Source organism: Sphingobacterium composti, from assembly GCF_009829075.1.
Taxonomy (GTDB): domain Bacteria; phylum Bacteroidota; class Bacteroidia; order Sphingobacteriales; family Sphingobacteriaceae; genus Sphingobacterium; species Sphingobacterium composti.
In genome coordinates this window covers 59,770-81,842 of sequence record NZ_WUQZ01000016.1, presented here as the reverse complement: position 1 = coordinate 81,842, position 22,073 = coordinate 59,770, and the positions used below count along the sequence as shown (strand labels likewise).

Sequence of the window (22,073 nt, the reverse complement as noted above, 5' to 3'; positions counted from 1 at the left end):
TTTTAATTTTTAACTGCAAATCCCATTTTAATTAAAGCAAATACTGCATAATTCAACATATCTTGATAATTGGCGGCAAAACCTTCGGAAACAATAGTTTTACCATGATTATTTTCCATTTGTTTTACACGGTGCAATTTCATAAGAATCATGTCAGTCATAGACGAAATGCGCATGTCACGCCATGCCTCACCATAATCATGATTCTTAGCGAACATTAAATCTCTAGTTTCATTTACCTTTTCACTATACATTTTTTCTACTACAGCTGCATCAAGATTTTCTTCGCCCTCTTCGCCTAATTCCAATTGCATTAAGGCAATCACGCAATAGTTAATAATTGCAACAAATTCACCAGCTATATCATCGCCCACCTTAGATACCTGCTTAACCTCAAGTGTTCGGATTCGTTTAGCTTTAATGTAAAGTTGATCTGTGATCGAACTTAAGCGCATAATACGCCAAGAAGTACCATAATCTTTTGTCTTGTTGACAAATAGATTCTTACATAAATCGATAACCGCATTATATTCCTCTGTAGTGTTCATATACTATATGATAATGAAATGTTGTGTTACAAATATAATCAGAAAAGTAGTTCGTGTATAGTCACATTAGTGTTTGAATTTGTGTTTTTATACTAAATGCTAATATATTTTCAATTAACTTCGGGTATACATTGAAAAATACAAATGGGAATACAAAAGCCAGAAATTCGAGAAGTCGAAATCATTCGTTATGTGCAGCCATTTCGTGAGGGCGGTTCGCTGCCAGGATTGGTAGATGCTGATGATGGATTTAGTTATGTCATTAAATTTCGTGGTGCAGGTCAAGGAAAGAAGGCTTTGGTTGCGGAATTGATAGGAGGAGAGCTAGCACGCATATTAGGATTGCGGATGCCCGAATTGGTGTTTGCTAATTTGGATGAGTCGTTGTGGCGATTAGAAGCTGATGAAGAAATTCAGGATTTGCTTAAATTTTCTATTGGCAAAAATTTGGGTGTACATTTTTTAAATGGCGCAATCACCTATGATGCTAATGTAGATGTGATCTGTGAAGAAGAAGCCTCAAAAATTGTTTGGCTGGACGCGCTGTTGATGAATGTAGACCGTACGGCTCGTAATACCAATATGTTGATTTGGAAAAAGGAGTTGTGGCTGATAGATCATGGAGCTTCTTTATATTTTCATCATTCTTGGGACAACTGGGAAGATTATGTAACAAAACCTTTTGTTCAAATAAAAGACCATGTTTTGTTAAAGCAAGCTTCCAAGGTTCAGGAGATTAATGAAAAATACAATTCCTTATTTACTGAAAAAGTCATTCGCAATATTTTAATGATCATTCCTGACGAATGGCTGGTCGAAGAAGGTAGAGAGCTTAGCCCAGATGAAGTCAGAGAGGTTTACTTTCAGTTTTTGGTAAGAAGGTTAGCAAATTCAATTCTATTTTTAAATCAAATAGCAAATGAGCGTAAGAACATTATATGAGTATGCCGTAGTGCGGATGGTACCTCGTGTAGAACGTGAGGAGTTTGTGAATGTTGGTGTCGCACTTTATGCTAAAAAGTTTCGTTACGCAGAATTTTTGTTTTATCTGAATGAACAAAAGATAAAAGCGCTTTATGCGGATGTTGATATAGAGATGATAAAAGAACATTTGGAATCGTTTCAACAGATTTGTGCAGGAAACAACGCATATGGCAAGATTGCGACTCTTGAACAATCCGAGAGATTTCGCTGGTTGACGGCTAATAGAAGTACGATTATTCAATGTTCTCCATCGCATACTGGACTTTGCATATCTGCAGAAGAAACACATATAGAGTTAATGAAAAAATTAGTTCTATAAAATCTACCTTAAAAGTAGATTTTTATTAATCAATAATGTAGATTTGCATTCATGGAAGATTTTTACAACCATCTTTACCAAAAACAAATAGAAGCACAGGATATGCCTAGTAATACGCGTATTTGGACTTGGGCGCGAGATTTGTTTAGAGCATTATTTCCAGAAAGAAATCCTCAACAATTGTCTTCTGTAGACGACGTAAAAGATATTTTTAGGCGATCAGAGCAAGAATTGCTTAGTATTCTGAGAAAAAGTCATACATGCAACAATTGTGATAATGATATTATTGTTCAAAAGTTTTATATTTCTTTGCCAGAATTGTATGAGGTCATGTTGACTGACGCACAAGCTATTCTAAAAGGCGACCCTGCCGCACAAGATCTAAGAGAGGTCATACGAACATATCCAGGTTTTTTGGCCACATGTATTTATCGTATGGCAAATAAATTATGGTTATTGGATGTTCCATTAATCCCACGTATACTCACAGAATGGGCACACGAGCGTACGGGAATAGATATTCACCCTGGGGCCACTATTGGTAAATATTTACATATAGACCATGGTACAGGTTTAGTGATCGGAGAAACATGTATTATCGGAGAGCATGTGAAATTATATCAAGGCGTTACGTTAGGAGCACTCAGTGTTGAAAAAAATTTAGCAGGTAAACAACGTCATCCGATTATAGAAGACTATGTGGTGATTTATGCAGGGGCAACAATCTTAGGTGGTGAAACACGCGTTGGACACCATTCGATAATAGGCGGTAATGTTTGGCTCACATCAAGCATAGAGCCTTACACTACGGTGTACCATCAGTCTAATTCAAAATTTATTGACACAAAACCCGCTTAACAATGGGAAATATAATAGATACAATAGGGAATACACCTTTGGTAGAAATCACAAGTTTTCATAACAATCCAAAGGTTAAAATATATGCTAAACTAGAGGGTAATAATCCTGCTGGTTCGGTGAAAGATAGACCAGCTCTGAATATGATTCGTTCGGCAATAGAGCGTGGTGATATTAAGAAAGGCGATAAATTAATTGAAGCAACAAGTGGCAACACAGGAATAGCTTTAGCTATGATCGCGAGTATGTATGAGATGGACCTGGAGTTGGTAATGCCGTCTAGCTCTACACGTGAGCGTACGTTGACTATGGAAGCTTTTGGTGCTCAAGTTACTTTATTAGAGAATATGGAAGTTTGCCGAGATTATGCAGAGGAAAAGGCAGCTAAGGAAGGTGTTTTTATTCTGAATCAATTTGCAAATCCAGATAACTTTGAGGCGCATGTAAAAACTACTGGCCCGGAAATTTGGCGTGATACGGATGGAAAAATTACACACTTTGTAAGTGCGATGGGAACAACTGGTACTATTATGGGCAATTCCATTTATTTGAAAGATAAAAATCCAAATATTCAAATCGTAGGTTGTCAGCCAACTGAAGAGTCCTCGATACCAGGAATTAGACATTGGCCCGAAGCATATTTGCCAAAGATATTTGATCCTTCTCGTGTGGATAGGGTGATTGATGTGAATCAACAAGATGCAATTAATAAAGCGAGATTACTAGCAAAGAAAGAAGGTGTGTTTGCAGGAATGAGTACAGGAGGAGCTTTTCATGCAGCTCTACAAGTTGCAAGTGAAATTGATGTGGGAATAATTGTATTTATAGCTTGTGATCGAGGTGATCGTTATTTAAGTTCAGATTTATTCGGATAACAAAAAGAGAGGATTATAAATCCTCTCTTTTTGTTATTTCACTTTTTTAAATCTTAATATCGCTATATCATCTGTAATAAGTGTTAGCTTATCCGCATCCACGCTAAAAGAAGTAATTCTTTCCAAATTCCTGAAGTAAGCGGCTTCGCCTTCCATAGCAGGACAAGCCATTTTTGTAGAAGCTATTGCACCAAATTTTAACTTATGTGCATCAATTGTATACGTCCCAGAGTAATTATTACAACCGCCATTACCTACTAAAGTTAGTTCTTTTGGATTAAATTCTAATGTTGGTTTTTTAGAAGTAAATAGATGATCTAACGATTTATTTGTTAAACCAATATAGTCCAATTCCCATTTACCTTGTAATAGTGCAGATTTATCTTCTTTTTTCAATTTAAATTGTGCTTTCAATGCTTTCTTCGAATCAAAAAATGATAATGTATCGTTACTGATTTTATAAGATGCTACGGAAGGAAGAATTTTTGATAATCCTCTCTCTACATCCATATTATCACAAGCCATCATGGTAGATATTCCGAGAGAAAACTTTAGCTTGTTCGGAGCCTTCAACTCGAAACCGCCCATAAGATTATTGCAACCTGTGATTGCATTGTACTCATTTTTTGCTAAATCAAAGCTGAAAATAGGCTCTTTACCGTTTACCTTTTTATCAACAGATTTGTTATCAATGGATACAATATGCCATTTGGCATGTAAATCTCCCGCCTTATGAAGTAATGCGTTTTGATTGCTTTGTAACAAGCCACAGCTAGATAACATTAATACAATTGCTGATGCGAGTATATAATATAATTTCATAAGCTAAATGTTATTTTCTCCACAAGTATAGCAATAAAAACTCTTATTATTCCAATTTTAGATTGCACGAAAAAATCTCAGCTTAATTATATACCTAATTTAGATTTTATACTTTTTTGAATGGCATTTTTGTGCAATAAAATGGAAAGGGTTTTATAGCGTACGTATTCTTTTGTAGCATACATATACCCTTTATAGTCGTTGGATTCGCCCCAAGAATTTTTTACAATATAATACTCTTTACCTTGTTGGTCTTTCACTAATCCAACAATGTGCATTCCATGGTCATCAGTTGTAGAATAATTATCATAAGCTGCTTGACGCATATCTTCAGTAACCTTAGCTTCTGGTTTTGGACCATTGAATAAATTAGCTATTTCTTCCTGAGTCATTTTTTCTATGTCTTTTTCTGGCACAAAGGCTACGCCATTTTTCCAACTGAAGAATTTTTCTGATACATCAGTAGCCCATGCTACAGTATATCCATTAGTCAAAGCATGGTCAATGATATCACAGATATCATTCATTTGTACATTATAAAATCTTTCGAAGGACCAATTGTCAGGAATTAATAAAACGAAAGGTTTGTATAATTCTTGAGATTTGAAAGAGCTTATTCCGATATAATCATCTGGTTTGATTCCTACTACTTGATCAGCCCAAGTACGAGGTGTGTATGTTTTTCCTTTGTATTCAAATGATTGTGGTGGCGTTCCTAAATAAGCATCCATTACCCCAGTTACGGCTTTTTGCCAATTAGGAGTCAGCTTTTTGTTTTTGACAATATTCTCTGTCATTCCATGTAAGATGCTACTCATCTCCGAAAAATTATTACGCGTCTGACCTTCACGTAAACCTGTGTAAATCTCATTAGGCACAGCACCGTATTTACGATAAATAGTCAATACATCATGTAGTTGTCCTCCTTCACCTTGTGCTTGGTCACCATGTAACTGTACGAAAGTTTTGGCTTTTTCTAAGTAGGTATAATACGCTGTGAATATTTGAGAAATCTCAACAGGCTGCTTACCCATACGTATCATTTCAGATTCCAAAAATGAGTTGCCCGAATAAGCCCAACAAGTTCCTGATGAACCTTGATCTTTAATGGATGTATTACCCAGATTGATCACTTCTGTGAATACAAAACCTTCTTTACTCTTATCGCTAACATTATTTTTTAGCGCATTGATTAAATTGTCTTGTGCGAAAGATTGCGCAGATGATGCCAATAAAAAGGCAGCGATATAAAAGGATTTTCTCCAATTCATTTGAGGAATAATTTAATAATTTTACGAGTCGAATTTACATAAATTGCCGATACTTTTGCAAAGATATTGGTTATAATTATTGTTGTCCGACGTATAAAGGTAAAGTGATATAAAATGTAGTACCCTGATTGAGGCGCGTAGTGTAATCAATAGTACCATTCATACCTGTTACAGTCTGTTTAACAAACGCGAGTCCTAGACCCGTTCCCGAGCTTTTTGTGGTGAAATTGGGCTTAAATATTTTAGGAATCACCTCGTCAGGAATTCCAAATCCATTATCAATAACTTCTACAAGAACATTATGTGCATCTCCATCTTTTATTACGATCTGAATTTTTGGTTTACGGCGACCTAATGTAGCCTCAATAGCGTTTTTTATTAGATTATTAAAAGAACGTATAACTTGATCGCGATCACCGAATATTTCTATACGCTTCTCAAATTTGGTTTGATTAATCAATTCAATTTGCACGTTCGGAATATTATCATACACATGAATAGATTTATTAATTTTCTCAATTAGGTTCAATACAATAAATTGTGACTCTGGTAATTTTGCAAATGCAGAAAACTCTGAAGCAATACGTGCTAAGGCTTCAATTTGTTCGATGAATGAATTGGATATTTTTTCGAAACGCTCCGGAAATCTAGGATCATTGTCTTTAAAAGATTTATTTAATTGCTGAATTCCCAATTTCATTGGTGTCAATGGATTCTTGATTTCGTGAGCTACTTGTTGTGCCATTTCACGCCAAACGCTTTCACGCTCTGCATGTCGCAGTTGCTTCGCATGCTCTTCCAATTTGACCAACATATAGTTGTATTCTTTAACTAAAAGACCAATCTCATCGTCTTTTTCCCAATAAAGTGACTCATTTGGTTTAGCTGACATATTCGTCTGAGATAACTTTTTCCGAATGATCTGTAGAGGTTCAGTTATTTTATTTGATATATAGAGAGAGAGGAAAGCAAATATGATGAGAATAACCGTGAAAATATTCAAGATCGTCTTTAGTAATATATTTGTGCTTTCATTCTCTACTTCTTGGTAATTGAAATAGGGAATTGCCAAATAGGCAATGGTTTTATAATTTGAATCTTTGATCGTTGCATATGCTGTTTCGTAGTCGAAATCAATTATTTGTTCTTGGAATAAGGTTTCATTCTTCTTAAGGACATTCATATCTAAGTATGCATGTGGATTGATATAAGAAGAAATCAGATTATGGTTGTAAATGCCTGGTTGTGTGGTGAAAAATAGCTTACCATTTTTGTCATACAAATTAAAGTCTGTTACAACGACATTTGTTAACGAAGTCATCGTTTTATAAAGCGAAGAAAGGTGCGTCGAGGAAGAATCTTTCGTAGCGATATCTTCCAAGTTTTGCACTACTTGAGCAATATAATCTAATTTTTGATCTTTACGACTTTGTATAGTCTGTAGGTGTATACTATAAAAACTAATTATACCCGAAATCACAATAGCTATTAACACCGAACTAATTACTAAAGTCTGGATTCGAGAACTATAGCGTATCTGAGCAAGTGTATATCTAAATCTCAAGTAAAGATTTACAAATGATACATCATGGCGAATATAAATAGGGATGACCTGTGCCAAAAATCGAATGACAGAGACGACAATATATAAGAACAAAAAAGTAATAGACACAACAGTAATAAACTGCCAATAAGATTGAATAGGTTTACTGACAATTAAAGTAGTATTAGCGTCTGGTCGAAATAGAATATGCTGATAGTTGTTATCTTCATCTATAACGTAGAATTCATTAGTATTTCTGTTATCATACTGATCCTTATTTGGGTAGGTGAATTTACCATTTTGACTGATTAGGCTTCCATCCTTGTAGATCGCAAAATTATAATGCTTCGTTTTTGCATCAGCATAGTTATCACTTGCGTTTTCATTTAGAAAAGGTAAATATGTAGCGACATTATTAATGTTTTTTTTCAAATTAATAATTATTGATATCGCATTGCCCGCATTATCTGATGTGCTTAATAAGGTAAAGTATTCATAATAACCGATTTCAGTTTTAGATTTATAAAATGATTTAGTATAATTAACTTTAGTAGCGTTTGTGATAACCTTTTCTCTGAAATCTGTTAATGGATTTGAAAAATAGCTGTCTAATGGCTTGCCGTTAAAGTAGTAATATCCTGAAAAATTGTAATTCGTTAAATATCCTGTCAAATAATTTTTTTGGATATAATTATTAATCAATTGTGAATTTGGATTGACAGAAGCTAATTCAATTAGTTTTTTGAGTTGCTGATCATTTTCTAACTTATTTTCCATACCTGAAAACAAGGATATAGCTTCAATATCATCATCTGATTCTAAGTTTAAGAGCATTAATTTCATATGCTCTCTATTGTTTTCATTGATAGCATCAGCATATTTGATAGTAGTAATACAGGATATTGTTAGAATAGTGAGGACTTGAGTATAAATATTATTATATCGTAATAATGATTTATCAAATGATTGCATCAATATTAGTATACCAATCAGCACATTAATCAAAGAAAAACCCTCATAAAAAGCACCAATTACCAATGCCGTAACTAATGCAATGAGCTGAATATTAAGGTTAGTCGTTGTTTTTGGAGTTAGTACTTTGCCTATATATACCACAATGTCTGCAATGAGTATTACAGAAAATATGATAATTGTATATATTAAAATGTGGTAAAAAGTGAAATCATAAGTGAAAAATAAGGTTATTAGATCTTCTGTCGAAAAGGAGGAATGTGTAATTAACGTTGCTAACTGACTAAAAAGTTGATTGTAAATATAATAAGCACCTAGCAGAATTAGTAGAAACACCCAATTTCTTATTTGTGGCTTGAGTAGAACACTAGGGAGGACAATATATTTTTTAATGTATATACAAAAACATACAATCCATAATAATACAATCGAATTGACTAAAAAGGACCACAAGTTTGGGGCTATATAACTGTAGGCATATGTTCGAGGTGAAAATAACTTGTAGTCTGAAATTTGAGATAGCCAATTTGTCTCTAAATCAATAATTCTGATAATAACAAACGTAATAGCCAATAAGATAATTGACAATAATGCTTGACCTCTACGCGCTACACTTACGCAAATACTGCTGATAAGAATGACGCAGCATATCGTGCCCAAAACCCAACAGAATAGTTGAATATTCAGGTAAATATTGTTGTATTTATTGCTTTTTAGCTTGACAGAGAAGAGATATTGATTATTAATAGAATATATGTTTTTAATTTCCTCAGTATCTCCAAATTTTGCAATTTGTAATTGTGTACTAGCAGTAATACTCAGATACGAGGAAGAATTTTTGGCTTTATATGCAGAATTGTACTGTCTTTCAACAGGAATTAGAGCTAATATATTGAGTTCAGATGTAAGCTTTTTCTTTTTGACTAAGAATGAAAAATTATCAGCATATATATAGGATATTCCATCTTTTAGACCGGCATCAGTATCTGGGACATAAATATTTGATGACCAAAATATTGGTTTAGTGTTCTTATATATATATAAGTAAATTTGTTGATTTTGATAATCGTTCGATATTTCTCTTACTTGAAGAGGGTATCGCTCACTATTAACAAATGTTTTATTAAGTATAGAATCTGCGAAAATTTTGTCAATTATTCTTTCCTTCTGATGAAGGGTAGCAGCAAATTTCCCAGATTCTAATTCAAGAATATCATTGTCTGTTATCGCATTTTTTACGGTGACTGGTGTCGCAAAAAATAAAAGTGTAAGTACGAATAAAAGTATTCGGATTTTGTTTTTCATATTTTACGACGCTGACTTTAATTTATAGCTTAAAAAGGTTTTAAAATTTTGTTCTACTTAAAAATAATATAAATTATCTAAACTAGATTAAAGAACATTCTTCCGTTTGAATATGTTTTGCATTTTGAAATTATTTCTCTGTCGGAAGGTTCAATTCATCCATACCCCATTCAGACCATGATCCATCATATACTCTTATTTTTTGTTGACCAATTAAGTGACTCCCAAATGCTAATATAGATGCAGTAATACCAGATCCACAAGTAAACACGTATTCATCGGTAGATGGTTTTTGTGCTTGAAAAATGGATTCAACTGTTTCTTTATCTACGTATGATTCACCATTTAATAATTCTTCGAAAGGAATATTTTTAGAATGAGGGATATGACCTCCTTTCAATCCTTTTCGGGGTTCAGGGACTAGTCCGACAAATCTTCCTTTACTTCGAGCATCGAAAATATCAACTGTCTTAGCTTTGTATCTTTCTAAGATATACTCCTTATCAGCGATCCATTCTGCTCTAAAATTCGCTTTAAAATCACCAACTTTTAATGGCTTAGTATAAGCGTTCTCAATTGGCTTTTTACTTTTTTTCCAAGTCGGTAAGCCTCCATTCAATACATATACATTGTCAAAACCCATTACTTTGAACATCCACCACGCACGAGGGCTCGAATATACACCCCAACGGTCATACAGAACTACTGTGCTATTTTGATTTATGCCTAATTTCTGCATTTCCTGTTCAAATACTTCTGGAGATACTAAAGTGTGCGGCAATTTTGATTTTTTGTCTGATAACTTACCTTCGATATCAAAGAAATATGAGTTGGGAATAAGTTCCAGTTTTTTGCCTTTTAGAGACTTTCCAACTTTGTCAATTGTACAATCTAATAATATTATAGCATTATCATTTAAGGCTTCTACAAGCTCTGGAACGGTGATTAGTGAAGAATTGAAAACCATGCTTTAAAATTACAAAGGCTTTCTTACAAAAGCAAAAAGCTCCAATCTTTCGACTGGAGCTTTTCATATATTTAGCTAGTGACTAAAAAATTATTTTTTGTCGCCACCTTCCATTTGCTCTTTCAATTGAGCTAATACGTCTAAATCACCTAAAGTAGATTTCTCAACAGAATCTTTTACTTTTTTCACTGCGTTTGAAGCTGATTTAGCATCTTTTTTGCGTGCGCTAGACTCTTCTTTGCGAGCTTCTTCTTTAGCTTCTTCCCAGATACGTGAGTGAGAAATAACTAAACGTTTGTTCTCTTTGTTGAATTCAATGATTTTGAACTCAGTAGTATCATCTACTTTTAATGAAGAACCGTCTTCTTTTACAGAGTGTTTAGAAGGACAGAAACCTTCAACACCGTATTGTAAAGCTACGATATCACCTTTGTCACCAACTTTGATTACTGTTCCTTCGTGGATCGAACCTTCAGTGAAGATAGTTTCGAATGTATCCCAAGGATTTTCTTCTAATTGTTTGTGGCCTAAAGATAACTTGCGGTTTTCTTCGTCTAATTCTAATACAACTACTTCTAAAGCTTCACCTACTTTAGTGAATTCGTTAGGGTGGTTGATTTTTTTAGACCATGATAAGTCAGAGATGTGGATCAAACCGTCGATACCGTCTTCTAATTCAACAAATACACCGAAGTTAGTCATGTTTTTAACTACAGCTTTTTGTTTAGAACCAACTGGGTAACGCTCAGTGATGTTTTTCCAAGGATCTGGAGTCAATTGTTTGATACCTAAGCTCATTTTACGCTCGTCGCGGTCTAATGTTAAGATTTGAGCTTCGATTTCGTCACCTACTTTTAAGAACTCTTGAGGAGAACGTAAGTTTTGTGACCATGACATTTCAGATACGTGGATTAAACCTTCAACACCTGGGATGATTTCTAAGAAAGCACCGTAATCAGCAACTGTTACGATTTTTCCTTTTACTTTAGAACCTACTTCTAATGTAGTGTCTAAAGATTCCCAAGGATGAGCTGATAATTGTTTTAAACCTAATGCGATACGTTTTTTCTCGTCATCAAAATCTAATACAACAACGTTGATTGTTTGATCAAGAGTTAAAACTTCTTTTGGATGCTCTATACGGCCCCAAGAGATATCTGTAATGTGAAGTAAACCGTCAACACCACCTAAGTCGATGAATACACCGAAGTCAGTGATATTTTTAACAGTACCTTCTAATACTTGACCTTTTTCTAATTTAGCAACGATTTCTGATTTTTGGTTTTCTAAATCGTCTTCAATTAATACTTTGTGAGATACTACTACGTTTTTGAATTCGTGGTTGATTTTTACCACTTTGAATTCCATAGTTTTACCTACGTAAACATCGTAATCACGGATAGGTTTGATGTCGATTTGAGATCCAGGTAAGAAAGCTTCTACACCTTTGATGTCAACGATCAAACCACCTTTAGTACGAGATTTTACGAAACCGTCGATGATCGCATCATTTTCTAATGCTTCATTGATAGCTTCCCATGATTTTTGAGTTTTTGCACGCTTACGTGATAATACTAATTGACCATTTGCATCTTCTTGAGATTCTACAAATACATCAACAGTATCCCCGATTTTTAATTCAGGAAGATCACGAAACTCAGTTTTTGCTACAAGACCGTCTGATTTGAAACCTACGTTTAATACAACGTCTTTGTTGTTGATAGATACAACAACACCTTCGATAATTTCACCTTGGTTGATTTGGTTGAAAGTACCAGCGTATTGCTCTTCTAACTTAGCACGCTCAGCGTCGCTGTAGTTTCCGAAAGCTTTCTCGTCAGCTTCCCAATCGAAATCGCCTTCTGGTGTAGACCAAGTAGTTGATTTGATTTGGTCGATCAAAGTTGAATCTGCTTCAGACTCAATTGTCTCAGTGTCTTTCACTACTTTAGTGTCAGCACCTTGTAGCTCTGCGTTTTTCGCCGCTAACTCTTTTTCTGCTTCTTGTTTTTTTGCCATTAATTAATTTTCTCCTTTTTCCTACATTGTAGGAAGTGCAAAGATACGAAAAACTTTTATTTCCAATTATTTATGTAAAAAAAAGTTTTAATAGGTTTTCTTGTATTCCAAATGTAGTGTTTTGTATACAATAGTGTGTGCGATGTGGTAAGCGTTTAAATAGTTTAAAGATAATAAATTCTAATATTTAAAAAATTAATCAATAATATGATCAATGTCATTTTTATTGATTAATAATAAAGTTATGTTTGGATTACTAAACCCTCTTAATATCTACCAATTAGATTTTTAAAAAGAAATATATATTATGAAAAGAAAATACATCAAGCCGCAAATTCGAATTGTAAATAAGGTATCGCAAGCTAAGTTGGAAATAAACGATGGAAAATGCATGCAGAAAGTTTCTTCTAAGTCAGAATAATCGCTCGTTAACAACTTGAAATTCATAGGGGTTTCGAAAATTAGTCGAGGTAATAATTAATTTTTTATCGTATTAAAGATAACTTTTACAAGATCCTTCTCATTAAAGGGTTTGATAATTGTGTTGTCGAATTTAGTATTTCTTTTTACCTCTAGTTCTTTAATTTGTTCATAGTCTGATGAAGTTGCTATTACTTTCGCTTCATTTAGCATGGGGTTTTGTTTTATATACTCCAATAATTCGTCTCCTGTCATAATGGGCATATTGATATCGGTAATAATAATATTGGGAGTGTAATCTTTTAAAATTTCTAATGCCTCCAACCCATTCGAGGCTGTCTTGACATTTTTAAAGTTTTTGAAATATTGCTTTAGATACAGAATGTTTAATATATTGTCATCTACCAATAGCCATGAAATTTCTTGTGGCAATTCAGCTAGACTATTGTAAAGCAAAGCAGGTTTATTTTTCTTTTTTGCTTTAGGTATAGGAATCTCAATAATAAAAGTACTACCAAAATCCTCCTTGCTAGTGAAATTTATAGATCCTTGTAATTGTTTTACCAGCCTTTTGGTGATATAAAGTCCGAGACCTATTCCATTGCTGAGTTTATTTTCATCATTTTTAGTAAAATATTTTTTAAAGATATTTGACTGCATACTCTCTGGTATGCCTAAGCCAGTATCAGAAATTTTGAAGTACAAATTGTGGAGGTCATTGATCTTTATCAGACAGGAAACTTTTCCTTGCATAGTATATTTAATCCCATTAGAGATTAAATTTGTGAGTATTTGTCTTATTTTCAGTTTATCACAATGAATAATTGTTGCAGTATCTTCCTCAATTATTAGTTCTAAATCGATATTTTTAATCTCTGCTTGGCTTTTATGTATTAAATATATGTCATTCGCTAAGTCTTCTATATCAAAATCTTCTAGATGTAACACTGAAGAATAGTCCATCTTGCTAAGGTTTAAGATGTCATTTATAGTTCTAGATGTATTCGAAATATTTGAATAGGCAGAATCAAGAAACAATTGCTCCTTTTCGGAATAAATGTTCGATTGTTTGCGTAATAAATCAATAATACCAATCAAAGAATTGATCGGAGTGCGGATCTCATGACTGATTTCGGCAAGGATATCCGATTTTTCAGATGCCAATTTAGCTGCGTATTGTTGCTCTTGAATCAATTGTTGTTCATAATATTTATTGTGAAATTGATAATAAATCATAATAAATATAAGTATGAAAATGAATACCAGGCATATAATAGTTAGCCAAGTAAGCTTATTGGATTGAATCAATAAGTCCTCGTGCTCGATCTGTAATAGTTGCTTTTGTTTTATTGCTTGAAAGTCATTTATTTCTGCCAAATTTTGATAAATGCTATGTAAAAAAGTGAAATGACTAGACAGTAATTCACGTTCGGATTTTCTAAGTGATTCAAAAGATCTTTTGAATTTGTCAAAATGATCATGTTGTGATTCTGAAAAATCTTTTATTTCTTGATTGTACGTATTAATTGCTTCCTCATCTATCACTTTTGGAGAAGTGTATTTTTGAAAATTGCTTAGAACTGACTTTTCTTGAATTTGTGGCGTTTTAATTACTTTATTGACATCAATTGTAAGATTTTTAGTTGTCGGAGGGGATGTTAATGATGGACTTACAATATGCTCTTGAACCGAGTCTACCAATGCCGATAGATTCCTAAGTTTGGAAATAGTATTGTCTATTTCATTGTATTTGTTATATCTAGAAATGGTAGTTTGATCATTAAGATTTTTGAGTCTATCTTCTTTATGTAATGCTATTATTTCTTGAATTTTCTCGTGTAATTTTTCAAGGTTATGTTCGTAGTTCTTGTAATAAATCAGATCTAAGTCTAACGAATATTGTCTAAATTGATTTTCAGCCTCTAAGAAGTAGTGGACGGCGTTTTCATGCGTTGAATCCTTATAATTTGTTAGTTCAATTAGGTTCGAAATTCGCTTATGGACAGCATCGAAATAGTTTATACTAATAAAAAAAATAGTAGTGATTAAGAGAAAGAGGGTGACGGTCGCAACTAGTAAAATAGTTCTAATTCTATTTCTTGAATTAATCTCTTTTTCTATCATTAATTAAGCTATGATTTGAATTGATTATGTAGTTTTCTTTTAACAATTTTGATGCTTTGTTTTGATAAAATAATGCTAGTGTTAAGTTCAAAGCCTATCAAAATTATTAATGAATTTAAATACATCCAAATCATAATTACAATTATCGTCCCGATTGAGCCATATAGTTTGTTGTAAGCGTTAAAATTATTAATGTAAAATGCAAAACCTGAAAATGTTAAAATGGCAAGTATTGTGGCAAGCATTGCTCCAGGACTAAAAATTTTCCAATGCTTCGAACTTGATGGACCATACTTGTAGACTAAGCCAACTGTGAGAAAATAGATAAGAAAAAGTATGCACCAGCGTGATATTTTTAGAAGAAAAGTCCATAACCAGGCTATATCATAATCTATACTATTTTTAAGATAATTTATTATAAAACCGACAGCTGTGAATACGCCTATCCCTAATGCAAGAGCAGTGATAATTGCAATGGATAGTGCAAGGGCAACAGCTCTTCTGATGAGCCATTTTCGATTTTCACGTGTCAATGATGCTTTATTGAAGGCCATCATTAAATTGGTCATGCCGTTCGTTGCGAAAAAGGTAGCTAATAGAAAACCAAATGATAGTAAGCCACCATTTTGATTTTTAATGATATCTTCTAAGGTATTTTTAATTGCAGAAAAGGCATCTGTGGGCATCACGACTTCAAAAAACTCTAGTAGCTTCTCTTGAAAATTGTCAACTGGAATATAAGGAATAAGTGTGAAAAGAAAAATAATGCCAGGAAAGATGGCTAGCATAAAATTATAAGAAAGACTAGAGGCTTTGTTTAGAATGGATTCTCTAGAAATTTCTTGAAAGAAAAACGTGGCTACGGTGTATAGTGGTAGTTTTCCAAAGCCAGGTATGATTGCTGTTTTGCTCCATTCGACCATATCGTAGTATGGTTTTAACAATAATAATCGGTTATGGAGCTTTTTCATTTTAATTTACTGGAAATAGGGTTCCATTTTCTTCATAAATACATCTGGTGCCTTGCATGGTCTATTGCGTGCCATATCAACAAAAACCAACTGTGTATTTCCTGTATTTAGGAGTGCACCTTTTTCGTTGTAAACTTCGTAATCGAATTTAATACGAACAGCAGGCTTTTCTTTTATAATGACTTTGACAGTAAGCAATTCGTCATATTTAGCAGGTTGATTATATTGTATATTCATCTCCAAAACGGGCATCATTACACCCATTTCTTCTAATTCTTTGTATGAAAAACCTGTTGTGCGAAGCATTTCGGTACGCGCCACTTCATAATATGCCGCATAATTTCCATAGTAAACGTATCCCATTTGATCCGTTTCTGCATATCTTACCCTAATTTTTTCTTCGTGTACAAACATGGATTGGTATTATTTTTTGATATTTCTTTCGTCTAATGCTTTTTGAAATTTTCGGGCATTCACAAGATGTTCAGCTACATTAACAGCAAAAGCGTGATAACCAGAAAAATCTTCTTTTGCACACATATAGATATAGTCATGGTTCGCAGGATTGAGAACTGCGTCGATAGCAACAATAGGAGCCATATTGATAGGTCCTGGAGGCAATCCTTTATAGCGATATGTGTTGTATGGATTGTCAATAGTCAAATGTCTGTTCAAGACGCGTCGGATTGAGAAATCATTGTTCGCAAATATCACTGTAGGGTCCGCTTGCAATAACATGCCTTTTTTTAATCTGTTCAGATATAGTCCTGCGATCATCGGCATTTCATCATTGTGTAATGCTTCACCTCTAACTATTGATGCTAAAATGGAAACTTCTATTGGAGTCAAATTTTGTTTCTTTGCTTTTTCTAACCGCTCAGCTGTCCAAAATTTCTTGTATTCCTCATGAAATCTTTCTATTACTTTATCAGCAGAAGTGTTCCAATAAATTTGATACGTGTTTGGAATAAACATTGTATAAAAATTATCTGTTGTGAAACCGTATTTTTCTGCTTCAGCTTGATTGGTTAATAATGAAATAAATTGCAAAGAATCTTGTTCAAAATTTCTTCCCAAAAAGCCTGCAAAATCTTCTTTCAAGCGAATGTTAGAAAAACGTAATGAAACTGGTTCCTGGTAGCCGCCACGAAGATTACCAATCAATCTTCTGTTACTCATTCCTTTTTCTAATTTATATCGACCGGCTTTCACCGAATTAGGATATTTCATGGCTTTAGCCACATAATTAAATTCATCAGCATCTTTTACAATCTTATCTGTACGGATTCTGCTTAAGACGTTTTCGTAGGTGTCGTTGGTGTGTACGTATAGATATTTTTGATTATCCGTCACAGAAGCGCCTAGAAAAACCTGATATACTTTGTAACCAACAATTAATCCTACTGCAAGTATTATTGCAATGGTAATTCCTAACCACTTAGGGAATTTTTTCGATGTATCCATGTGTTTAATTTGGAAGATTTTCTGTTGGGGTAATGTCGTTTGCTAATTCTAAATTAATTGGGGAACCAATACTTATAAATCGTGAAGTAGAATCTGGGGATTGACTGATCACACGTGCTGAAGCAGAATCGATTATATTTCCAGAAATTTTTCCTACTGTAAGACCTAATCCTATTAATGCAAATTTAGCTTCGGATAAAGTCAAATTTGTCAAAGTTGGAATTTCTACTTCGTTTGCTCCACGACCATTACCCAATACAAGCGTGATTTTAGAACCTTTAGCTATTTGACGTCCTGTTTTGATAGATACTCCTGCAAATTTTGCATCCAATACCACATCTCTTGCGATATCGTTGATGTAAATAGTATCTCCAATTTTTAAAGAAGCATTATTAAGAATAGCTTGGGCTTCAATTAGATTTTTTTCAATGATATTCGGAAATTCCACATCTGGCGCGACCTGTGTAATAATAGTAAGATAGATGGTACGTCCACTTTTAACCAAAGCAGTTGGTGATGGATTTTGCTCTATCACTAAACCGGGCTTAGCATCCATTTGGTATATGGAGTCAACTTTATATTCCAGTCCCGCTTTATCTAATAAATCTTTAGCTTCGTCGATAGTAAGACCTTTCAGTATAGGGACTTCTTGTGCATCACCGTGCTTGGTATAGATGCGCAACCCAATATATACAGTTAAGAATAGACCAGCTATAACAATTAAAGCATAAATGAGGTTTTTTCTGAACGTATCAGTTTTAAGATAAAGTAATAGTTTGGACATCCCTATGTGTTTTTATTTTCTTGATGTAAAGTTAAGTTATCTATTGTGTATTAACATAACTAATATTCAGCAAAAATATTCGTTTTTCCGTGTATCACAAATTATATTTGCGAACAGAAACCCTTAATATGAAAACAAAAGTAGCATTAGTCACAGGTGGATATACAGGTGAAGCTGAGGTATCTTACAAAAGTTCAAAATTTGTTTACAGTCAAATAGACAAAGATAAATATGATGTATATTTAGTAGATATTACCTCACAAGGATGGTATTACGTAGATGAAAACGGTGATAAACATGACATTCTAAAGGATGATTTTTCCTTGTTGTTAAATAATGTTAAAATCAATTTTGATGTAGCTTTCATCATACTTCACGGTACTCCAGGGGAGGATGGGCGCTTACAAGGCTATTTTGATATGGTTGGTTTGCCATATACTTCTTGTAGTGCTTTGACTTCTTCGCTGACTATGAACAAAGGTTATACAAAAGCGATTATAGCTGATATTTCTGAATTGAATGTTGCTAAATCTGTATTGCTTTTTGAGAACCATAGATCCGAAGCGGTTCAATTAGTTGAATCAAAATTAAACTTGCCATATTTTGTGAAACCAAATGCAGGAGGTTCTAGTATTGGAATGAGTAAAGTAAAAGTTGCTGATGAATTGCAAGAAGCTTTGGATAAGGCATATGATGCTGAAAATACAGGAGCTCAAGTTTTGGTGGAAGAATTTGTGTCTGGTAGGGAGTTTTCACAAGGGATTTTTAGAAATTCAAAAGGTGAACTGGTGGTACTTCCTGCTACAGAAGTAAAGACAACACGTGAGTTTTTCGATTTTGAAGCGAAATATGTTCCTGGTTTAACAGAGGAGATTACGCCTGCGGATTTAACTCAAGAACAACAAGAACGTGCCGCACGCATCATTAAAGAAATTTATATTCGATTGAATTGTAAAGGTATGGTTCGTGTCGATTTCTTCTTAGAAAATGATACAGACAAATTCTATTTTATTGAAATCAATACGATTCCTGGTCAAACAGCGCAAAGCTTTATTCCACAACAAGTTCGCGCATTTGGGATGAAAGAATCCGATTTTTATAGTGAATTAATTGAGGCTGCTTTAGTAAAGTAATAAGCATTTATAAAACGTAAGGAGAGCAAGATGTCAATCTTGCTCTCTTTACGTTTTAATATAAATTGTTAAAAAGAAGTTTGAAGGTCCCATGAGCCTGAGCTCTAAACGTAATGTCAGGTGTAAATACTGTTAGTTTTCCTTTTTCCATCGTTTTTTCAAAGCCAATAACTCCATCTTTGAGGTATTTTTCTCCCCAAGACCATCCACTTTTCAATACTTTTTCAGAAGAAAACCACATGAGTGGTTTTATGGAAGAATCAACAATTTTATAGACATTATTATTAGCGAAATAAAAATCTATTTCTGAAGGATATCCTAATCCTGATTTTGATGTGTTATCCAACGATGCTTTTAAAACCGAACCAGGTGTATAATAAACTTCGCGCTTCAATGGTTTATTCTCGTTATCAACTAGATGATTAACTACGCCGATTTTAAAATCTTCAACAATTCTAGAACTATTACCAATTGAAATTAGATGGCCGCCATTTTTGATAAACTTTTCCAATTGCGGAATTGTTTTTTCAGGTGTCATAAATCCCCATTGCGAAGCAAAAGGTTGTGGTATATTCTCAGGAACCAAACTTGTAGCGTCTCGAAGCAATGCATTACTTGGCAATATAATAACATCAAATTCGTTATTTAAATCTCCTTTATCCAAGTCAGGAGCATAAATTAATTTGAAATCAAAATCATATTTTTCAAATATAAATCGTGTCCATCCAGATGGCATACTACCACCATAGGTATCCCAAAGACCAATACGCAAAGATTTGATAGCTTTAATAGACTTTGGCAATTGAGTAAGACTTGTTGATACGAGGTTTGTTTTCCCTAACAGTTCCTTTGCAATAGAGTTATTAGGGAAGATAAAATTACCTCTCTCGTCACGGTAAACTTTTACATTTCTTTTTAATAATTCATTAGTAATTCGAAATATTTCATTATCTGAGTTATTTATTACTAAGAATTTACCACGCGATGTTTCCTTTGCAGCGACAATAAGTTTTTCTCCAAAAGGAAGTGTTTCAAAATTGCCTTTCACTTCTTCAAAGGCACGATAAAAGTTAATGTGCATCAAGTAAGCTAAAGTCCAGCCAGCAGCGTCATAAGGAGGAATAGGAGGGCCGCCTGCATATTCAAAATCATTTGGATGGTCTTGAGCTTCAAACATATCTAGGATATGTGGACGAAATGCTTGATTAGTTCTAATTAAATAACTGTTTGCAGGATATTGCATTCCTTCGTATACAAAAGGTTCTCTAGCTTGTTCGATACGTATGCCATTAGCGGATAATGCATTTAAAAATTTAATTGTAGTTTCGGGATTTTCTTGTTGTACTGAAATGATATATCCACGTGGATCTCTGTAATTGGAATTTTTCAATAGCGAATCTAATGCTTGTCTCGGGTTACCGCGTTGATTATTAAGATTTTCGTTTTGCACCTTTAGGTTCTCAATAGCTTTTTCTACTACAGCTACTTTACTTGGAGATAAGGACCATGTATCTTGATTCCCTTTTTCTATAGAATTTCTTCCCATTCTGTAAATATTGAACAGTAATTCTTCTTTAAATTTTGCAGCATAGTTTAAAACTGCATAATTCAATGAAGTAGAATATTCAATTGATTGTTTGAAATGCCATGTTTGTGGGATGACAGGATTATGTGTATTGCTATTTGGAATTAATCGTGAAGGAACTAAAGGTATCTCAAATGGATTGGGACCACCAATGATCTCGGTTAATAATCCAATTGTATTGTGAAAATAGGTAGTTGTGCGTAATCCTCCATTGTACCAAGTAGAGAAAACCGAACCACCTCTTTGCGTGTAACCAGGTTTGTTTTCTGCATAAAGGCGTGAAGCCATTGCAGCTCCCAAGGATTCAATTCCCGTAATAACTAAAGGGTCGAAAACATAATTGAAAGGATCACGATATGGTGCGCCTGCCACTACAGCTCCAGCAGGTGCTGTTTGGTGATGGTTGTACATTATTTGTGGATTCCACTCGATGAAAAGCTGTCTTGCGATATTTTGAGATTCCTTCAAGTTGAGCATGAAAAAATCTCGATTATTGTCATGTCCAGCATACTTTTGGTATAGCTTAGGAAGATTTGCTAATGAACGTTTTTCAGGAGTTTCTTCACGCATATACCAATTACTAACCAACTCTTGTCCATCTGGATTCGCATGAGTAAGAAGTATGATGCTGTTTTGAAGTATGTTTTTTGTTTCGTCATTCTGTTGACTTGCCAGAAGGTAGGCGATTTGAATGAGCTGGTGCATTGCAACAGTTTCTGTGGAATGCAATCCCCCGTCAATCCAAACAACAGATTTTCCTTTTTTAGCGAGTTGCTTTGCTTCGGTTTCAGGTAATTCAGCACGGGCTAATTTTTGGGCGATAGATTTGAAATGCTCAAGTTTGGCAAGATTCTCCGGTGCGGAAATAATTAGCATAGGTTGATCTCTGCCTTCTTCAGTCTTCCCGATGACTTGATAGCGAATTCGACCTGATTGTTCGGCTAATTTTTTGAAATAAGCCTCTGTTTGAGTGAAATTTGCCAAATGGTAGTCATCACCAATAGCAAATCCAAAGTGCTCTTTGGGAGTAGTTACTTGTGCAGTTGATAAATGAAACTGCGCAATAAATAAGATTAAAAAATATATTTTCTTCATCAACATAGAAAATT

The 22,073-nt window shown here is 34.0% G+C and carries 17 protein-coding genes; 5 read left to right on the top strand and 12 right to left on the bottom strand.

Annotation, left to right across the window (positions count from 1 at the left end; genetic code table 11):
* Positions 1–2 precede the first annotated feature (2 nt).
* Positions 3–548: a DUF1599 domain-containing protein gene (locus tag GOQ17_RS11290; RefSeq protein ID WP_159637507.1), complete on the bottom strand. Its 546-nt coding sequence runs from the start codon at positions 546–548 to the stop codon at positions 3–5.
* Between the two features lie 144 nt (positions 549–692).
* Here GOQ17_RS11290 and GOQ17_RS11285 point away from each other — a divergent pair, with 144 nt between their 5' ends.
* Genes GOQ17_RS11285 through cysM form a run of 4 tightly spaced genes read left to right on the top strand, consistent with a single transcriptional unit; the run spans position 693 to position 3,584 of the window.
* Positions 693–1,490, top strand: coding sequence for a HipA family kinase (locus GOQ17_RS11285; RefSeq protein WP_159637506.1), 798 nt, complete (start codon positions 693–695; stop codon positions 1,488–1,490).
* Entirely contained in the window at positions 1,468–1,851 is a 384-nt protein-coding gene (locus GOQ17_RS11280; RefSeq protein ID WP_159637505.1) for a DUF3037 domain-containing protein, read from the top strand. Before GOQ17_RS11285 ends, GOQ17_RS11280 begins: the two co-directional genes overlap by 23 nt.
* A 51-nt stretch (positions 1,852–1,902) precedes the next feature.
* Entirely contained in the window at positions 1,903–2,709 is an 807-nt protein-coding gene (locus GOQ17_RS11275; RefSeq protein ID WP_159637504.1) for a serine O-acetyltransferase, read from the top strand.
* Positions 2,710–2,711: 2 nt separating this feature from the next.
* Positions 2,712–3,584: a cysteine synthase CysM gene (gene cysM, locus GOQ17_RS11270; RefSeq protein WP_159637503.1), complete on the top strand. Its 873-nt coding sequence runs from the start codon at positions 2,712–2,714 to the stop codon at positions 3,582–3,584.
* Between the two features lie 33 nt (positions 3,585–3,617).
* Here cysM and GOQ17_RS11265 read toward each other — a convergent pair whose 3' ends face one another.
* The 10 genes from GOQ17_RS11265 to GOQ17_RS11220 all read right to left on the bottom strand — a co-directional run bounded on the left by GOQ17_RS11265 (position 3,618) and on the right by GOQ17_RS11220 (position 18,246).
* A complete protein-coding gene (locus tag GOQ17_RS11265) occupies positions 3,618–4,406 on the bottom strand; it encodes an META domain-containing protein (RefSeq protein ID WP_159637502.1) in 789 nt (262 codons plus the stop codon).
* Between the two features lie 86 nt (positions 4,407–4,492).
* The gene (locus GOQ17_RS11260) at positions 4,493–5,677 is read right to left on the bottom strand and encodes a C1 family peptidase (protein ID WP_159637501.1); all 1,185 of its coding nucleotides are present in this window, start codon (positions 5,675–5,677) and stop codon (positions 4,493–4,495) included.
* A 76-nt stretch (positions 5,678–5,753) separates the two neighbouring features.
* Complete coding sequence (locus GOQ17_RS11255; RefSeq protein WP_159637500.1) at positions 5,754–9,497, bottom strand: ATP-binding protein; 3,744 nt, start codon at positions 9,495–9,497, stop codon at positions 5,754–5,756.
* A gap of 130 nt (positions 9,498–9,627) precedes the next feature.
* A complete protein-coding gene (locus GOQ17_RS11250) occupies positions 9,628–10,464 on the bottom strand; it encodes a sulfurtransferase (protein ID WP_159637499.1) in 837 nt (278 codons plus the stop codon).
* Between the two features lie 90 nt (positions 10,465–10,554).
* Entirely contained in the window at positions 10,555–12,483 is a 1,929-nt protein-coding gene (gene rpsA / locus GOQ17_RS11245) for a 30S ribosomal protein S1 (protein ID WP_159637498.1), read from the bottom strand.
* 477 nt (positions 12,484–12,960) lie between these two features.
* Positions 12,961–15,027 carry a hybrid sensor histidine kinase/response regulator gene (locus GOQ17_RS11240; RefSeq protein WP_159637497.1) on the bottom strand — a complete coding sequence of 689 codons (2,067 nt, stop codon included), beginning with the start codon at positions 15,025–15,027 and terminating at the stop codon, positions 12,961–12,963.
* A gap of 8 nt (positions 15,028–15,035) precedes the next feature.
* Positions 15,036–15,998 (bottom strand): YihY/virulence factor BrkB family protein, encoded by a 963-nt coding sequence (locus tag GOQ17_RS11235; protein ID WP_159637495.1) that lies wholly within the window; start codon positions 15,996–15,998, stop codon positions 15,036–15,038.
* Positions 15,999–16,004: 6 nt separating this feature from the next.
* On the bottom strand, positions 16,005–16,412 hold the full coding sequence (locus GOQ17_RS11230; RefSeq protein WP_159637494.1) for an acyl-CoA thioesterase: 408 nt from the start codon (positions 16,410–16,412) through the stop codon (positions 16,005–16,007).
* 9 nt (positions 16,413–16,421) lie between these two features.
* Positions 16,422–17,462, bottom strand: a complete 1,041-nt coding sequence (gene mltG / locus GOQ17_RS11225; protein ID WP_159637493.1) for an endolytic transglycosylase MltG — start codon at positions 17,460–17,462, stop codon at positions 16,422–16,424.
* A gap of 4 nt (positions 17,463–17,466) precedes the next feature.
* Positions 17,467–18,246: a PASTA domain-containing protein gene (locus tag GOQ17_RS11220; protein ID WP_159637492.1), complete on the bottom strand. Its 780-nt coding sequence runs from the start codon at positions 18,244–18,246 to the stop codon at positions 17,467–17,469.
* 128 nt (positions 18,247–18,374) lie between these two features.
* On the opposite strand from GOQ17_RS11220, the gene GOQ17_RS11215 reads away from it, so the two are divergent.
* Entirely contained in the window at positions 18,375–19,379 is a 1,005-nt protein-coding gene (locus GOQ17_RS11215) for a D-alanine--D-alanine ligase (protein WP_159637491.1), read from the top strand.
* Positions 19,380–19,434: 55 nt separating this feature from the next.
* On the opposite strand, the gene GOQ17_RS11210 is transcribed toward GOQ17_RS11215, so the two are convergent.
* Positions 19,435–22,059, bottom strand: a complete 2,625-nt coding sequence (locus GOQ17_RS11210; RefSeq protein WP_159637489.1) for a M14 family metallopeptidase — start codon at positions 22,057–22,059, stop codon at positions 19,435–19,437.
* Positions 22,060–22,073: the final 14 nt, after the last annotated feature.

What these genes read in the sequence shown, in the direction of transcription:
- GOQ17_RS11280 (WP_159637505.1), top strand. Translation starts at nt 1,468, where the DNA reads ATGAGCGTAAGAACATTATATGAGTATGCCGTAGTGCGGATGGTACCT.
- rpsA (WP_159637498.1), bottom strand. Translation starts at nt 12,483, where the DNA reads ATGGCAAAAAAACAAGAAGCAGAAAAAGAGTTAGCGGCGAAAAACGCA.
- GOQ17_RS11265 (WP_159637502.1), bottom strand. Translation starts at nt 4,406, where the DNA reads ATGAAATTATATTATATACTCGCATCAGCAATTGTATTAATGTTATCT.
- GOQ17_RS11260 (WP_159637501.1), bottom strand. Translation starts at nt 5,677, where the DNA reads ATGAATTGGAGAAAATCCTTTTATATCGCTGCCTTTTTATTGGCATCA.
- GOQ17_RS11220 (WP_159637492.1), bottom strand. Translation starts at nt 18,246, where the DNA reads ATGTCCAAACTATTACTTTATCTTAAAACTGATACGTTCAGAAAAAAC.
- GOQ17_RS11285 (WP_159637506.1), top strand. Translation starts at nt 693, where the DNA reads ATGGGAATACAAAAGCCAGAAATTCGAGAAGTCGAAATCATTCGTTAT.
- cysM (WP_159637503.1), top strand. Translation starts at nt 2,712, where the DNA reads ATGGGAAATATAATAGATACAATAGGGAATACACCTTTGGTAGAAATC.
- GOQ17_RS11250 (WP_159637499.1), bottom strand. Translation starts at nt 10,464, where the DNA reads ATGGTTTTCAATTCTTCACTAATCACCGTTCCAGAGCTTGTAGAAGCC.
- GOQ17_RS11235 (WP_159637495.1), bottom strand. Translation starts at nt 15,998, where the DNA reads ATGAAAAAGCTCCATAACCGATTATTATTGTTAAAACCATACTACGAT.
- GOQ17_RS11240 (WP_159637497.1), bottom strand. Translation starts at nt 15,027, where the DNA reads ATGATAGAAAAAGAGATTAATTCAAGAAATAGAATTAGAACTATTTTA.
- GOQ17_RS11230 (WP_159637494.1), bottom strand. Translation starts at nt 16,412, where the DNA reads ATGTTTGTACACGAAGAAAAAATTAGGGTAAGATATGCAGAAACGGAT.
- GOQ17_RS11210 (WP_159637489.1), bottom strand. Translation starts at nt 22,059, where the DNA reads ATGAAGAAAATATATTTTTTAATCTTATTTATTGCGCAGTTTCATTTA.
- GOQ17_RS11255 (WP_159637500.1), bottom strand. Translation starts at nt 9,497, where the DNA reads ATGAAAAACAAAATCCGAATACTTTTATTCGTACTTACACTTTTATTT.
- GOQ17_RS11290 (WP_159637507.1), bottom strand. Translation starts at nt 548, where the DNA reads ATGAACACTACAGAGGAATATAATGCGGTTATCGATTTATGTAAGAAT.
- GOQ17_RS11215 (WP_159637491.1), top strand. Translation starts at nt 18,375, where the DNA reads ATGAAAACAAAAGTAGCATTAGTCACAGGTGGATATACAGGTGAAGCT.
- GOQ17_RS11275 (WP_159637504.1), top strand. Translation starts at nt 1,903, where the DNA reads ATGGAAGATTTTTACAACCATCTTTACCAAAAACAAATAGAAGCACAG.
- mltG (WP_159637493.1), bottom strand. Translation starts at nt 17,462, where the DNA reads ATGGATACATCGAAAAAATTCCCTAAGTGGTTAGGAATTACCATTGCA.